11 protein-coding genes are annotated in these 12,159 nt (G+C 70.1%); 2 read left to right on the top strand and 9 right to left on the bottom strand.

The features are described 5' to 3' along the window. Positions 1-142: 142 nt before the first annotated feature. On the top strand, positions 143-1,042 hold the full coding sequence (locus tag V3T34_RS26380; RefSeq protein ID WP_305078543.1) for a metallophosphoesterase family protein: 900 nt from the start codon (positions 143-145) through the stop codon (positions 1,040-1,042). Between the two features lie 293 nt (positions 1,043-1,335). Further along, positions 1,336-1,920, top strand: a complete 585-nt coding sequence (locus tag V3T34_RS26375) for a L,D-transpeptidase (protein ID WP_305078542.1) — start codon at positions 1,336-1,338, stop codon at positions 1,918-1,920. Positions 1,921-2,124: 204 nt separating this feature from the next. Here V3T34_RS26375 and V3T34_RS26370 read toward each other — a convergent pair whose 3' ends face one another. From V3T34_RS26370 to ctaD, 9 genes are all read right to left on the bottom strand, one after another. Then, positions 2,125-3,159 (bottom strand): hypothetical protein, encoded by a 1,035-nt coding sequence (locus V3T34_RS26370; protein WP_091749421.1) that lies wholly within the window; start codon positions 3,157-3,159, stop codon positions 2,125-2,127. 22 nt (positions 3,160-3,181) lie between these two features. Then, positions 3,182-6,166 carry a penicillin-binding protein 1A gene (locus V3T34_RS26365; RefSeq protein ID WP_305078541.1) on the bottom strand — a complete coding sequence of 995 codons (2,985 nt, stop codon included), beginning with the start codon at positions 6,164-6,166 and terminating at the stop codon, positions 3,182-3,184. 93 nt (positions 6,167-6,259) lie between these two features. Then, positions 6,260-7,099 carry an SURF1 family protein gene (locus V3T34_RS26360; RefSeq protein ID WP_305078540.1) on the bottom strand — a complete coding sequence of 280 codons (840 nt, stop codon included), beginning with the start codon at positions 7,097-7,099 and terminating at the stop codon, positions 6,260-6,262. Further along, a complete protein-coding gene (locus V3T34_RS26355) occupies positions 7,096-7,464 on the bottom strand; it encodes a DUF983 domain-containing protein (protein WP_305078539.1) in 369 nt (122 codons plus the stop codon). The genes V3T34_RS26360 and V3T34_RS26355 overlap by 4 nt, the downstream gene beginning before the upstream one ends. A 114-nt stretch (positions 7,465-7,578) precedes the next feature. After that, on the bottom strand, positions 7,579-8,439 hold the full coding sequence (locus V3T34_RS26350; protein ID WP_060850034.1) for a cytochrome c oxidase subunit 3: 861 nt from the start codon (positions 8,437-8,439) through the stop codon (positions 7,579-7,581). A 152-nt stretch (positions 8,440-8,591) separates the two neighbouring features. Next, on the bottom strand, positions 8,592-9,182 hold the full coding sequence (locus tag V3T34_RS26345; protein ID WP_091887714.1) for a cytochrome c oxidase assembly protein: 591 nt from the start codon (positions 9,180-9,182) through the stop codon (positions 8,592-8,594). Between the two features lie 19 nt (positions 9,183-9,201). Continuing rightward, positions 9,202-9,357 (bottom strand): hypothetical protein, encoded by a 156-nt coding sequence (locus tag V3T34_RS26340; protein WP_048428088.1) that lies wholly within the window; start codon positions 9,355-9,357, stop codon positions 9,202-9,204. Between the two features lie 28 nt (positions 9,358-9,385). Continuing rightward, positions 9,386-10,336: a heme o synthase gene (locus tag V3T34_RS26335; RefSeq protein WP_305078538.1), complete on the bottom strand. Its 951-nt coding sequence runs from the start codon at positions 10,334-10,336 to the stop codon at positions 9,386-9,388. A 121-nt stretch (positions 10,337-10,457) separates the two neighbouring features. Continuing rightward, the gene (ctaD, locus tag V3T34_RS26330) at positions 10,458-12,092 is read right to left on the bottom strand and encodes a cytochrome c oxidase subunit I (protein WP_305078537.1); all 1,635 of its coding nucleotides are present in this window, start codon (positions 12,090-12,092) and stop codon (positions 10,458-10,460) included. Positions 12,093-12,159: the final 67 nt, after the last annotated feature.

Here is a 12,159-nt window from a genome sequence, read left to right as displayed (position 1 = left end):
GAGGTTCGGTCGCCTGGAGCGTCCCATCCGGCCGGGCCATGAGACCGAAGGGGGTGTGTGACGGCCCGGTCCGCTGCTACGGGAAAGCCGCCGCGACATCCGTGAAGCGGACCTGATCCTCGCTCATGCGTTGCTGCCTTCGATGACCTTTCGCCTCGCCCACCTCACCGACCCCCATGTCGGCCCGCTGCCGCGCCCGCGGCTGCGCCAGCTGATGAGCAAGCGCGCCACCGGCTGGGTGAACTGGAGCCGCGGCCGCAAGCTAACCCACGACATGGAGATCCTGGCCGCCCTGGTGGCCGATCTGCGCGCGAGCGCGCCCGACCACATCGCCTGCACCGGCGACCTGTGCAACATCGGCCTGCCGAGCGAATGGGAGACCGCCCGCACCTTCATGGAGGCGCTCGGCGAGCCCGGTTTCGTGAGCTTCGTGCCCGGCAACCACGACGCCTATGTGCGCGGCTCGCTCAAGGGCCTCCTCGACGCGGTCGGCCCCTGGACCCGGGACGATGCCGGCGGCGAGAAGGTGTTTCCCTACCTGCGCCGGCGTGGGCCGCTGGCCCTCGTCGGGCTCTCCTCGGCGATCCCGACCGCGCCCTTCGTCGCGAGCGGGCGCCTCGGTTCCGAGCAGATCCGGGCCGCCGAAACGATTCTCCGGGAACTCGCCGCCGAGCCCGAGCGGCCGTGCCGGGTGGTGATGATCCACCATCCGCCGCATGTCGGCGGCGCCAAGGCGGGGCGCAACCTCACCGACGCCCACGCCTTCGAGGCGATGATCGGCCGGGTCGGCGCCGACCTCGTGCTGCACGGCCACAACCATGTCGGTTCGGTCGCCTTCGTCATGTCCCCGGGGGGGCGGCGCGTGCCGGTGATCGGCGCGCCCTCGGCCTCGGCCCGGGGCGGCGCGCTCAAGCACTGCGCCGGCTACCACCTCTACGAGATCGAGCGCACCGCCACCGGCTTCTCCCTCACCGCGACCCTGCGCGGCCTCCTGCCGGAGGGAGGGCTGGGCGATCTCGGCACCCTGACCCTCAAGGGGTGACCCTCCCGGCGGGATGACCCTCGCGGGGTGAGAACTCGCGGGACCGCAGCCGAAGCCTCAAAGGCCATCTCGACGCGGCACTCCGCGAGACCCTGCAACGGACCCTCAATCAGGAGGGACCCCGGCGCCAGCCGATCGGTTTCGTGCCCGTTCGGCAGGCTGCGGACGGGGCGGAGCCGCGCAATCCGGCCTGTGGCGCGAATGCACCATGGATTGGGGGTGATTGTTTCCGCCCTGTTTTCGCCACAGCCCGGCGGCCAACCCGTTCGACGTTAACCGAACGGGAGGGGACGATGACCCGTCTGACCGCGCCGCGGCGCCTGCTGACACCGCTCCTGACGGCGGCCACGCTTCTGACCCTGGCCGCACCGGCCCACGCCATCAGCCTGCTCGACCGCGGGCCGATCGCCGACTTCCTGACGGTCTTTCGCCAGCAGGGCGTACCGCGCCAGACCATCGGCTGGAACAGCCCCTACAAGCCCGGCACGGTGGTGATCTCGACCAGCCAGCGCCGGCTCTACTACATCCTGCCGAACCAGGAGGCGGTGCAGTACGGGGTCGGCGTCGGCCGCGAGGGGTTTTCCTGGTCCGGCACCAAGACTGTGACGATGAAGAAGGAATGGCCGGCCTGGCGCCCGCCCGAGCAGATGATCAAGCGCCGGCCCGACCTACCGCGCTACATGGCCGGCGGCAACAACAACCCGCTCGGGGCCCGGGCGCTGTATCTCGGCTCCTCGCTCTACCGCATCCACGGCTCGAACGAGCCGGAGACGATCGGGGCGGCGGTGTCCTCGGGCTGCATCCGGATGACCAACCGGGACGTGATCGACCTGTACGATCGCGTGAAGGTGGGGACGAAGGTGGTGGTGCTGCCGTAGGGCTCTCCGGATCTCGTGAAAGCGAGGCGGCTTTGCCGACGTTCGTGCCGGCCATTCGAGCCGCTTCGCGGCACTGCTCCCGCCGCCGGTAGCGGGCAGCCCGTCGACCTCCAAGGTCCGGACGTCGACGGTAGCGCCGATCCGACAGGCGCCGTCACCCGCCGTCGATCCGGACCGCTACGCAGCACGGATCGACGGGCCCGATCACTCCTTCGCCAGCGCGTCGGCGAAGGCCGCGATCCGGTTGCGGGCGTAGGTCGGCAGGCCGGCGCTGATCGAGGTGCCGGTGTTGAACGAAGAATTGCCCATCAGCACCTGGGCGGGCAGCAGGTTGCGCAGCACCGGCACGCGCTCGTACTCCTTCTTGCGGTCGAGCACGTCGGCCTTGATGCCGAGCGTCATGTAGGCGGTCACCGCCGTCTTGTTCGGATCACCCGCCACCGGCTGCATCACCGCCAGGAACTTGCCGAAGCGCAGGATCTGGTTGACCCAGAAGATGTTCTGCTCCATCGCGCCGGCCACCGGCGCCTCGATCCTGGTGAGCTGGACGAGCTTGGCCGCCTCGTCGGGCGGCAGCACCCGCAGCTCGCTCTGGAACGAGACGAACTCGGCGATCTTCTTGCCCCCGTCCTCGAGCTTGTTGGCGAGCTTCACGCCGAGCGGCAGCTTGCCCTCGAGGTCGTAGCGGGACTCGATGCAGGTCGTGTCGGGCGCCTCGCACCACGGCCGGTCCGGCCGGCGGGCGAAGGCGGCGGCCGGGTCCTTGGTCGGGGTGGCGTCCGCGGGGCTGAGGGGCTTGTGCTTGATCGCCGGGTCCATCCGCGACACGAACGGGATCGTGGCGAAGCGCTTGAGGTCGATCCGGTCGGCCGGGCGCGGCACGACGAACCGGGCCTCCGCCACGTAGACCTTCAGCGCCTCGTGGCGGGGCTTGGCCACCCCGTTCACGGTCTGGACGTAATCCGGCTCGGCGTAGGCCGGGTGGGGGGAGAGCAGGGCCTTCTGGGCCGGGCTGCGCTTGCCCCACTCGGTGAACGGCACGAGGCCGCTCTCCGGGCTCGCCGGGTTGTCGCGGTGATCGGTGAACGCGATCGTGTTCGGGGCGATCGTCGCCGGATCGAGGCCCGTCACCGCCGGCACGTCCTTGGTGCGGTACTCGGCGAGGGCCGGGGAGGCCGCGAGCGCGGCGGCGAGCACGAGCGGAACGGGGCGCAGGCGCGCCGTGAGGCTGTCACGCACGGGAAAAGTCCTGTCCTGAGGGTCAGTAGGTCGGGTCGTCGCCGAACGGGTAGTCGGGATCGCGCCGGCGCGGCCGGCGGACGTACTCGTCGTCGTCGCCAAAGGGCGAGCGGCTGCGGGCGCCGGGCCAGACCGGGTCGGGCGGCTGGATCGGCTGGGCCCGGCGGGCATAGGGGCGCGGCTCGGGCCGGCCGAACAGGCTGCCGAACGGGTCGAACCGGTCGGAATCCGGCGCCTCGTCGGGGGCGCGGCCCGGGTTCTCGCCCGGCGGCCCGCCCTCCAACGCGTCGCCGTCCTGGTCGCTGTCCGGCCGCATCGCGTAGATCTGCTCCTGCGGCACCAGACGGAAGCGGGTATCGGCGAGGCGCCCGTCGACCGAGAGGCGGAAATGCTCGATGAAGCCGCCCCCCGACACCCGGTTGCCCGAGCGCAGGTCGATCGCCGCATCGGCGATCAGGGGCTTGGCCTCCGGGCTCGGGCCCGAGAGCGGGGTCTTGGCGACCCCGTTGGCCCAGGCGGCCTGGAGCACCTGGGCGAAGATCGGTACCCCGAGATGGCCGCCGGTCTGGCCGCGGCCGAGCGTGCGGCGCCTGCCGTCGGCGTTGTCGTAGCCGACCCAGGCCACGATGGTGATCTCGTTGGTGAAGCCGGAGAACCAGGCGTCGTTCTCGTCCTCCGAGGTGCCGGTCTTGCCGGCGACGAAGGGCGAGAACCGGGCGAGCGCCGCCGCGGTGCCGCGCTGGGTCACGCCCTGGAGCAGGCTCTTCAGCTGGTAGAACGCCACCCGGTCGGCCGCGCCGATGCGGGCGAGCGGCCGGTCGGCGTGCTGGTAGAGCACCTTCTCGCCCTGCGTCACGCTCTCGAGCCCGTAGGGCGAGGGGCGCTGGCCCTCGTTGGCGATCGCCGCGTAGAAGGCCGCCAGATCGATCATCCGCACCGGCTGGGCGCCGAGCACGAACGGGTAGTAGCGCTCGCACTCGGCGTAGAGCTGGGCGTCGAGCGCGATGTCGCAGACCTTCTGCAGGCTCGCCGGCGCCTTCTCGGCGATGCCGCCCTTGAGGAGCTGGGCGGTGACGAGGTTCTTCGAGTGTTCGAGGCCGCGCCGCAGGGTGGTGGGGCCGGAGCCGCCGCCTTCGTAGTTCTTCGGCGACCACGAATCGCCGACCCCGCCGATCGGCGGCAGGGTCACGCGGGCATCCATCACCAGGGTGTTGGGCTGCAGGCCGGCGTTCAGCGCGGCGAGGTAGGTGACGGGCTTCAGCGTCGAGCCGGGCTGGCGCACGCTCTGGGTCACCCGGTTGAGCTGGCTCAACGGGTAGGAAAAGCCGCCCGCCATGGCGAGGATGCGCCCGGTGCGGTTCTCCATGACCAGCACCGCGCCCTGGACCTGCGGGCGGATGCGCAGGTCGGCGCGGGGAGCGCCCTTGCCCTCGGAGAGCTTGACCCGCACCACGTCGTAGGGAGAGAGCCGGCCGCGGGCGGCACCCGGGTTCAGGCTCGCGACGCGCCCGTCGGCGAGGCCGACGCGGACGCCGCCCTGGCCGCCGGTGGAGAGCACCACGGCCGCCGGCCAGTGCACGTCGTAGAGCGGCAGGCGCGCGGTCTCGAGCGCCCGCTGCCAGGCCGGCTTCGGGCCGGCGGGCTTTGCCGCCTTCGCCTGCTTCTTGCCCTTCGGCGCCGGCTCGGGCGCGGGGGCGGGGGCCGGCTCGGGGGCGGGCGCGGCGGCCTCGATGCGGCGCACCGCGTCGGCGAGGTTGGCCTCCGGCCCCTCGTAGCGGGCGCGGCCCGTGGAGGCCTCGTAGCGCGACAGGCTCTCCTGCAGGATGCCCTCGGTCGCCTCCTGGAGGCCGGCATTGAGGGTGGACCGCACCGTGTAGGCACCGGCGGTCAGCGAATCGAGGCCGGCCAGCGTGCGCGCCTCGCGGGTCAGATGGTCGACGAAGTGGAAGCCGGCATCCTGGCGCAGGCGCTCCAAGGGCGCGAGGCCGAGGGGTGCGGCGAGAGCCGCGTTCATCTCCGCTTCCGTGATCGCGCCCTCCTCCTTCATCCGGGTGAGGACGTAGGCGCGGCGCTCGCGGGCCCGCTCGGGGTAGCGGTCCGGGTTGTAGAAGTTCGGACCCTTCGGCATGCCGCCGAGGAGCGCCGCCTCGGCGACGTTCAAATCCTTGACCGACTTGCCGAAATAGCTGCGGGAAGCCATCTCGACGCCGTAGGCGCCGCGGCCGAGATAGATCCCATTGAGGTAGAGGCCGAGGATCTCGGGCTTCGTCATCACCCGCTCGGCCCGGGCCGCGACGATCATCTCGCGGATCTTGCGCTCGTAGGTGACGTCGTCGCCGACCGAGAGGTTCTTCACCACTTGCTGGGTGATGGTCGAGCCGCCCTGGGGCCGGCCCGGCGAGGCGAGGTTGCCGATGAAGGCGCGGATCACCCCGCGCTCGTCGATACCGTGATGGGTGAGGAAGCGCTTGTCCTCGGCCGCGATGAACGCCTTCTGGACCAGCGGCGGGACCTCGCCGATCGGCACCGCGATGCGCCGGCCGTTCGGCTCGAACGTCTCGGAGAAGCGCTTGCCGCGCTCGTCGAGGATCGTGGTGGCGCCGGGCAGCCGGAGGGTCTTGAGGGAATTGGCGTCCGGCAGGTCGGTGACCGCCTTGTTGTAGAACTCGATCACGTCCCGCGCCACGAAGGGCGAGTTCGCCGGATTCTCGCCCTTGCAGAACTGCTTGTAGCTCGTGTTGAGCTCGCCGATGTCGAGGCCGTGCAGGAGCTTCGACTCGCCGGCGACCGCCTTCGGGTCCTCCATCGCGGTCGAGATCAGGTCGTCGAGGTTGATGTCCTCGATGTCGAAGGCCTTGCGCATGTGGGCGCAGCCATCGCGCAGGAACCGCACCACCTCCGGCCCGTCCTTGGCCGGATCGAACTGCGTGCGGATCGCGTCCGGCCGGGTGGTGACCTGGCTCAGCGTCAGGGCCGTGGCGAACAGCTTGATGAGGATCGCGTTCATCGATGACCAGAGAGCCGGGGAGGGCCGGGGGCAGGAAGCGCCCGGCGGCCTGAACCGGACTTGACCCAGCCGGACATCGACAACGCGGCTGTTTTAAGGACGGGGCGGGGTCGCGGCCGCGGAAGCGGGGTTCTCCCCGGTCTCCTCGCTCGCCTCGCCGCGCAGCCGCCGCAGGGCGAAGGCGGTGAAGACGCCGACGAGGCAGAGCGCGAGGCCGAACCAGGTGAAGGCGTATTGCAGATGGTTGTTCGGCAGGTCGACCCGCAGCTGCCCGCCTTTCGGCCAGCCGCCGGGATTGGGCGTCTGGTCGGCCTCGATCAGGTAGGGGGCGACGCCCGACGGGCCCGTCGTGGCGAGCCCCTTGGCGGCGGCGATGCCCGGCACGTCGCGGTTGAACCACTCGCCGGTCTGCGGGTTGGGGGCGGGCACGAACATCGCCCGCGCCTCGCTCTGGCGCAGCATGCCGGTGACGGTGGTCTCGCCCCCGACCTGCCCGGCGGCGCGGCGCGCGACCTCCTTGAGCTCGGTCGGGACGAAGCCGCGGTTGATGAGCACCGTGCGGCCGTCGTCGAGGCGCAGGGGCGTGATCACGTAGTAGCCCTGGAGCGCGCGTCCCGGCGTGTCGCCGGGGGCCAGGCCGTGGACCAGCGTCTCCTTGTCGTGGAGGAAGCGGCCGGCGGCGCGCACCCGCTCGAACTCGTCCCGGGCCGGATCGAAGGCGTCGAAGGCCGGCAGGGGGGCGGGCGGGTCGATCCGCGAGCGGGCGACGATCCGGTCGATCAGGGCCTCCTTCCAGGCCTTGCGCTCGAGCTGCCACACCCCGAGCCCGACCAGGATGCCGAGGCAGACGAGGCTCGCGAGCGCCGGCGCCACGAGGTCGCGCAGGGCCGTGCGCCGCTCCGCCGCGCCGGGCCCGGGGGCGGGTGCCGTCACCGGAAGCGCCCCTCCGCGGCCTTGTTGGAGTATTGCAGCGCCGCCATCATGCCCTTGAGCGGGCGGACCAGGACCAGGCTGAGGATGATCGAGAGCGGCGCCCAGAGCGCGGCGTGGACCCACATCGGCGGCTCGTAGGCGAACTCGACCCACATGGCGAGCGCCACCACCACGATGCCGACGATCGACATGACGAAGAAGGCCGGCCCGTCGGCGGAATCGATGAAGCGGTAATCGAGGCCGCAGACCTCGCAGGACGGGCGGAAGCTCAGGTAGCCCTTGAACAGGTGCCCCTCGCCGCAGCGCGGGCAGCGGCCGCGCAGGCCCACGGTCGCCGGTGAATCGACGGTGCGGTTGGATTCCATGGCCCTGCTCCTCGAGGCGGTCGGCGCGTCGGACCCGATCTGGGCCCTGCCCGCCATAAGAAAAAGGGCGGCTTGCGCCGCCCTCTCATGTTCCCGACGCGGATGCGTCCCAGATCAATGCGCGGCGGCGTGACCGACGCCCGAGCCCCAGACGTAGATGGCGGCGAACAGGAACAGCCACACCACGTCGACGAAGTGCCAGTACCAGGCGGCGAACTCGAAGCCGAGGTGCTGCTTGGCGGTGAACTGGCCGAGGTAGAGGCGATACAGGCAGACCGCGAGGAAGATCGTGCCGATGATGACGTGGGCGCCGTGGAAGCCGGTCGCCATGAAGAAGGTGGCCGAGTAGATGCTGCCCGAGAAGCCGAAATGGGCGTGGCCGTACTCGTAGGCCTGGACGAAGGAGAACAGCACGCCGAGCGCGATGGTCAGCCAGAGGCCGTACTTCATGCCCTTGCGGTCGTTGTTCAGCAGGGCATGGTGCGCCCAGGTGATCGTGGTGCCCGAGGTGAGCAGGATCAGGGTGTTGAGCAGCGGCAGGTGCCAGGGATCGAACGCCTCGACGCCCTTCGGCGGCCACAGGCCCCCGGTGAACTCGACGCGCGAGGCCTGGATCGGGTCGGAAGTGTAGAGCGCGGCCTCGAAATAGGCCCAGAACCAGGCGACGAAGAACATCACCTCGGAGGCGATGAACATGATCATGCCGTAGCGGTGCGAGAGCTGCACCACGCGGGTGTGATCGCCGGTATTGGCCTCGTGGGCGACGTCCCGCCACCAGCTGAGCATGGTGTAGAGGATGCCGATCAGGCCGGCGAAGAAGACGTAGGGCCCGACCGCGAGGTTCGCGATGGTCAGGCTCTTCATCCACAAGACGGCGCCCGACGTCATCACGAAGCCGCTCATCGAGCCGACGAGCGGCCACGGGCTCGGATTGACGAGGTGGTAGTCGTGGTGCTTCCCGTGCGCCTCGGCCATCGTGTCGGGTCTCCTGCCTATCGTCTCGGACCGGTCGCGCCCCGCGCCGGCCGTGGATCTCGTTCTCGCGCGGGGCGGACCGGCTGCCGGCGTTCCGCCGCCGGCCTCGCATGGTCACGCTTTAAAGCCGCCCCGGCGCGGTTGTCACCTCGTCAATTGGCCTTGATCCCCGCCGGCGTCGCGAGCGCGGCCTGCGGCTGCCCGTTCTTCGACGCGAAGTAGGTGTAGGACAGGGTCATCTCGGTGAGGTCGCGGGTGTTCGAATCGGCCTTGATGCCGGGCTCGACGTAGAACACCACCGGGAAGTCCATGGTCTCGCCGGGCTTCAGCGTCTGCTCGTTGAAGCAGAAGCACTGCACCTTGACGAAGTAGCTGCCGGTCAGCGCCGGCTGCAGGTTGAAGGTCGCGATGCCGGTGCTCGGCACGGTGCCGGTGTTGGTGACGCGGAAGAACACCGTCTGGGTGGCGCCGAGCTGGGCCTCGACCCGCGGGGTCTCGGACTGGAAGCGCCAGGACAGGCCGGGCGCGACGTTGGTGTCGAAGTGGACCACCATCCGGTCCTCGCTCACCGGCCCGGTGCGCGAGGCGCCGGTGCGGGGCGTGCCGTCGAAGCCGGTCGCCTTGCAGAACAGGTCGTAGAGCGGCACGAACGCGAAGGCGAGCGCCGTCATGCCGGCCACGATGCCCAGGCAGGCGAGGGCCGTGGCGCGGGACTGCCGCTGGCGGGTGCGCGGATCGGTCATGACGGGTCGCCTCCTCGCGTCACAGCGGCCGGTTGAGGACCTGGGGGCCGAGCTTGGCGATCGTCAGCACGTAGAAGATCAGCACCAGGGCGGCGAGCACCATCGCGATGGCGACGGAGCGCTTGCGCCGGCGCTGGATCTCTTCGGGGGTCAGTTGCTGGGGCACCGTGCTCATCACCGGGTCGACCTGAGGGGAGGGCGCTTCAGCCGAGGACCGGCCGGAACAGCCCGAGGCCCTGCTCCGCCAGGAGGGCGGAGAAGAGCAGGAACAGGTAGAGGATCGAGAAGCCGAACAGGCTCATCGCCGCCTTGTTGGCCGCCTCGCCCTCGCGCCGGTGCAGCACCTGCACGCTGAGGCCGATCATGGCCAGCCCGCCGACGAGGCCGACGAGACCGTAGAGCAGGCCGCCGAAGCCGAGGAAGACCGGGGCGAGCCCGAGCGGCGCCAGCAGCACCGAGTAGGCGAGGATCTGGCGGCGGGTCGAATCGGGGCCGGCGGTGTTCGGCATCATCGGGATGCCGGCGCGGGCGTACTCGCCGGCCTTGACCAGCGCCAGCGCCCAGAAATGCGGCGGGGTCCAGATGAAGATGATCAGGAACAGGACTGTGCCCTCGATCCCGATCGAGCCGGTGACGACGGCCTGGCCGATCATCGGCGGCAGGGCACCGGCCGCGCCCCCGATCACGATGTTCTGCGCGGTCGAGCGCTTCAGCCACATCGAGTAGATGACGGCGTAGAACACGATGGTGAAGGCAAGCAGCCCCGCCGACAGCCAGTTGGCCGCGAGCCCCAGCACCAGCACCGAGCCGACCGACAGGGTCAGCCCGAAGGACAGGGCCTCGCCGGGCTGGATCCGGCCGGCCGGGATCGGGCGGGTGCGGGTGCGGGTCATCACCGCGTCGATGTCGGCGTCCCACCACATGTTGAGACAGCCCGAGGCGCCGGCCCCGACAGCGATCATCAGGAGCGAGATCGCCCCGATCACCGGGTTCACGTGCGAGGGCGACACCGTCATGCCGACGAGGGCGGTGAAGATCACCAGCGCCATCACCCGGGGCTTCAGGAGCGCGAAGTAGTCCGCGACCTCGCCGCCGGAGCTGTTCGCCTCGACGAAGGGACGGTCGGAGATCGCGCTGTTCGACAGGGTGGTCATGCTGGGTGTCGCGGCCATCGTGTGAAGGGGTTGCTGAAGGTGTCGCGCTCCTCGCCGGAGCGCCCGAGGGGGCGCTCGGGGAAGGAGCGGGGGCCGCGCGCGGGCGGCCCCCTCTCGATCGTCAGTGGGCGTGGGACGGCTCGTCCACGATCACCGGCAGGGTCTCGTACTGGTGGAAGGGCGGGGGCGAGGTCAGGGTCCACTCGAGGGTGGTGGCACCCTCGCCCCACGGGTTGTCCGCAGCCCGCTCCTTGGAGCGGAAGGCGAGCACCACACCGATGACGAACACCACCATGCCGAGCGCGAAGATGTGGCCGCCCATGGTCGCCACCCAATGCCAGCCCGCGAAGGCCTCCGGGTAGTCGGCATAGCGACGCGGCATGCCAGCGAGGCCGAGGAAGTGCATCGGGAAGAACAGCACGTTGGCGCCGATGAAGGCGAGCCAGAAGTGCAGCTTGCCGGCCCACTCGGGGATGATGCGGCCGGTCATCTTCGGGAACCAGTAGTAGACGCCGGCGAAGATGATGAACACCGCGCCGAGCGACAGCACGTAGTGGAAGTGCGCGACGACGTAGTAGGTGTCGTGCAGGTAGCGGTCGACGGCGGCGTTGGCCAGGATCACGCCGGTGACGCCGCCGACGGTGAACAGGAACACGAAGCCGACGGCCCAGTGCATGGCGGCGGTGAAGCGGATCGAGCCACCCCACATCGTGGCGATCCAGGAGAAGATCTTCACGCCGGTGGGGACCGCGATCACCATGGTGGCGAACACGAAGTAGGACTGGGTCTGGAGGGTGAGGCCCACGGTGTACATGTGGTGGGCCCACACCACGAAGCCGACGACGCCGATCGCCACCATCGCGTAGGCCATCGCCAGGTAGCCGAAGACCGGCTTGCGGGAGAAGGTCGAGATGATGTGCGAGACGATGCCGAAGGCCGGCAGGATCATGATGTAGACTTCGGGGTGACCGAAGAACCAGAACAGGTGCTGGTACAGGATCGGGTCGCCGCCGCCGGCCGGGTCGAAGAAGGTCGTGCCGAAGTTGCGGTCGGTCAGCAGCATGGTGATCGCGCCGGCGAGAACCGGGAGCGACAGCAGCAGCAGGAACGCGGTCACCAGCATCGACCAGGCGAACAGCGGCATCTTGTGCAGGGTCATGCCCGGCGCGCGCATGTTCAGGATGGTGGTGATGAAGTTGATGGCGCCGAGGATCGAGCCGGCACCCGACAGGTGCAGGGCGAAGATCGCGAAGTCGACGGCCGGGCCGGGATGGCCGGCGGAGGACAGCGGCGGGTAGACGGTCCAGCCGGTGCCGGCGCCGACGGCGCCGGGCGCGCCCTCGACGAACAGCGAGCAGACGAGGCTCATGAAGCCCGCGACCGTCAGCCAGAACGAGATGTTGTTCATGCGCGGGAACGCCATGTCGGGCGCCCCGATCATCAGCGGCACGAACCAGTTGCCGAAGCCGCCGATCAGCGCCGGCATCACCATGAAGAACACCATGATGAGGCCGTGTCCGGTCACGAACACGTTGTAGGTCTGCGGGTTGGAGAAGTACTGGAGCCCGGGGGCCTCCATCTCCATCCGGATGCCGAAGGACAGGAACGCGCCGACGATGCCCGCCGAGAAGGCGAACAGCAGGTAGAGCGTGCCGATGTCCTTGTGGTTGGTCGAGTTGAACCAGCGCTGGAAGAACGGTGGGGTATGGTCGTGGTCGTGGGCGTGGTCGTGCCCTGCCGTGACGGCTTGAGCCATGGTCAGCCTCTTCGAGGTATGTCTCGGTCGGTCTGTCGGAAGGTGCGGGGCGCGCCGCCGGCGGCGC

Source organism: Methylobacterium ajmalii, assembly GCF_036448855.1.
Lineage (GTDB): Bacteria > Pseudomonadota > Alphaproteobacteria > Rhizobiales > Beijerinckiaceae > Methylobacterium > Methylobacterium ajmalii.
This window is presented reverse-complemented; position numbering and strand designations above follow the sequence as displayed.

Coding starts and splice junctions, on each gene's coding strand:
- V3T34_RS26380 (WP_305078543.1), top strand. CDS start 143: ATGACCTTTCGCCTCGCCCACCTCACCGACCCCCATGTCGGCCCGCTG.
- V3T34_RS26375 (WP_305078542.1), top strand. CDS start 1,336: ATGACCCGTCTGACCGCGCCGCGGCGCCTGCTGACACCGCTCCTGACG.
- V3T34_RS26365 (WP_305078541.1), bottom strand. CDS start 6,166: ATGAACGCGATCCTCATCAAGCTGTTCGCCACGGCCCTGACGCTGAGC.
- V3T34_RS26355 (WP_305078539.1), bottom strand. CDS start 7,464: ATGGAATCCAACCGCACCGTCGATTCACCGGCGACCGTGGGCCTGCGC.
- V3T34_RS26350 (WP_060850034.1), bottom strand. CDS start 8,439: ATGGCCGAGGCGCACGGGAAGCACCACGACTACCACCTCGTCAATCCG.
- V3T34_RS26345 (WP_091887714.1), bottom strand. CDS start 9,182: ATGACCGATCCGCGCACCCGCCAGCGGCAGTCCCGCGCCACGGCCCTC.
- V3T34_RS26340 (WP_048428088.1), bottom strand. CDS start 9,357: ATGAGCACGGTGCCCCAGCAACTGACCCCCGAAGAGATCCAGCGCCGG.
- V3T34_RS26335 (WP_305078538.1), bottom strand. CDS start 10,336: ATGACCACCCTGTCGAACAGCGCGATCTCCGACCGTCCCTTCGTCGAG.
- ctaD (WP_305078537.1), bottom strand. CDS start 12,092: ATGGCTCAAGCCGTCACGGCAGGGCACGACCACGCCCACGACCACGAC.